Source organism: Gammaproteobacteria bacterium, assembly GCA_029862005.1.
Lineage (GTDB): Bacteria > Pseudomonadota > Gammaproteobacteria.
The window spans coordinates 1-2,254 of the sequence record JAOTYD010000100.1 but is presented as its reverse complement, the minus strand read 5'-3'; the positions used below and the strand labels follow the sequence as shown (position 1 = coordinate 2,254).

3 protein-coding genes are annotated in these 2,254 nt (G+C 47.2%); all 3 read right to left on the bottom strand.

Translation table 11 applies throughout. The annotated features are described in order from the left end of the window. Positions 1-294: 294 nt before the first annotated feature. Positions 295-987 (bottom strand): alpha/beta hydrolase, encoded by a 693-nt coding sequence (locus OES20_19190; protein MDH3636818.1) that lies wholly within the window; start codon positions 985-987, stop codon positions 295-297. 140 nt (positions 988-1,127) lie between these two features. Next, positions 1,128-1,895: a hypothetical protein gene (locus tag OES20_19185; GenBank protein MDH3636817.1), complete on the bottom strand. Its 768-nt coding sequence runs from the start codon at positions 1,893-1,895 to the stop codon at positions 1,128-1,130. Positions 1,896-1,923: 28 nt separating this feature from the next. Further along, positions 1,924-2,254 (bottom strand): phosphopantetheine-binding protein (locus tag OES20_19180; protein MDH3636816.1); only part of this gene is annotated, 331 nt, incomplete at its 5' end.

The window sequence follows — 2,254 nt, the reverse complement described above, 5'->3', positions numbered from 1 at the left end:
ATAAGTTGGCCTGACACCGTAGCGATCGAAGATTTCTTGCAAAGGGACAATCTTCTTGAGGTTTTCGACAGGATTATCGGTCCGACTATATTTATCCCAGTTATCTTCTTCCGTATCGATGGTTACTATAAATTTCATTACATTTTTCACAATTATTTAAATAGTATTCTGGTGCTGTGAAAGTTGATCCAAATTGGCCCTAAAGAACTGAACAACACCTTAAATGGATTTGCAGCCTAAGGAGTATATAAATATGGTCCAACGATGTTGTGATGCATCCTACATATTAGGCCTCTATTGATCCCACACCGACCAGTGCTTCACCAAATTAACCACAAATTCCTGATCTTCCGGTGCGGAGATAATATGCTGGGCCTGGGGCAAATAATGCTCTTCAAGCAATGAGCCAAAATTGACCTTGCCGAACCCTTCGCGGAACTGACCACGCGAGTTGTAACAATATTTCTGCCCCGTTGTCATGACAACCAGAACCTTTACCCCACGATTTACAAGTTTCTCGTATGCCGATGTTAGCGACTGTCGATCAGGATCATACCTTGCATTTTCGAGAGTTTCAGGTAACAAGTAATCGGAAGGTAGATTCTCCGATGGACCATCCCTGCCGAACAAGCGCTTGAACTTCCCGAGCCAGCAATTAATATCCAATACCCTTGGGTAGTAATGGTAAAAGTACCATTTTAGTATTCTGAAAAACATCGGATCCAGCTGTACGATCCCGACCACTCGCGGATCTACGGCGGCGGTGGCCAGCGCTGAATCGGCGCCAGAACACAAACCGCATAATACAAACTGCGTTATTCCTTCCTGCAACGACAGCTCGTCCATCACCTCAATTATCTCACTAACCAGTCTTTCCTCGTATGATCCCCCAAAAGCCCTGGTTTCACTATCTCCAATACCTGATGAGTCAAATCGATAAGCCCGAATGCCGTTTTTAGCGATAGCTCTTGCTAACTTTACTGACAAATTACAGGTCCCTACGCGATGCATTAATCCCGAATTCAGCAAGATCAAGGCAGGCGATTTCGTGGGCGTACTTCCGGGAGTAGTAAACACTCCAGACAATGGAGTTGGTGCGCCGACTGAAATGACTCGCTCAGAGTATGTCATGCAGACAGCCATTGCCTAATCTTCACTATAGAAGGCTCTGGCAGGATAATGCCGCCATCTGGATCCGCAGCCATCCAGTCGTCAGGCCCGGTAACACTGCTAACCTCCAGCTTGCCCCGGGTACTGAATACTTTTTTGAAGTCCGCAAAAACCGACTCTTCTCGAGCACTCACAACGAGCACTTCGGCGACACTGGTTTCAGGAAATTTGTCCCAGCTACCTAATTGCAGGCTGTTTCCTATCGATGGTCCGTAGGCGAAACCATTGAGGTGCAAAACATCCCCCTCAATGAAATTTTCTCGCGTCGTACCCTTATCCTTGATCACGTCTACCGTCTGTTGCCAATAGTAAGCGTCTGAATAATTTGGCTCCCACAGTACCAGTCGCTGGATTTTACGATGCTGTGCGAGTTGTCTCGCTATCACTGTACCTAGCCGAAGGGCAACGACATCAATTCTTGCCCCAGGTGACATTGTCTGCAATTCATCGTAGGCAACCACTGCGCTATCAGCCCACTGATCTATTGTTGCCTCTGCAAAGTTGCCAAAAGAGTCGCCTGTGCAGGCGTAATCGAAGCGCAGTACGTCGAAACCCAAATCTGAAAGCGAATCAGCCAACCTGCGATAAGCCCTATGAATTTGCATGTACTCATGGCCGACCGGATACAATAGCAAGACCGATCTATTCCTGTAACGCTCCTGTGACGCGGCGTGGAAGACACCATATAACATACGATCAGTGTCGCCGAAGAAAAAGCTTTCCATTCTGGCTTATATACCTATGCTGCCGCTACTACTTACCAAGACCGCTGATCAACCGATCACGTAAACGCGTCAGGGCAGAATCCCTGCTTGCCTTGGTGCTGTCTGTCTCAGCTCGTGACTCCAATTGATCCGGCAGAGATTTCGCTATCTGCTGCAGGGTGTTTAACATCATATCACGTGGGCTGATTCGCACACCAAATTCCTTGCTTATTTTCTGAATAGCGCTGATAGATAGCAGTGAATGACCACCGATATCGAAAAAGTTCTGGTCTATTCCGATTTTTTCAACCTGGAGCAATTCCGACCAGATCCTGGCGATCGTTCGCTCGGTATCAGTAACCGGTTCAACGTATTCAGGC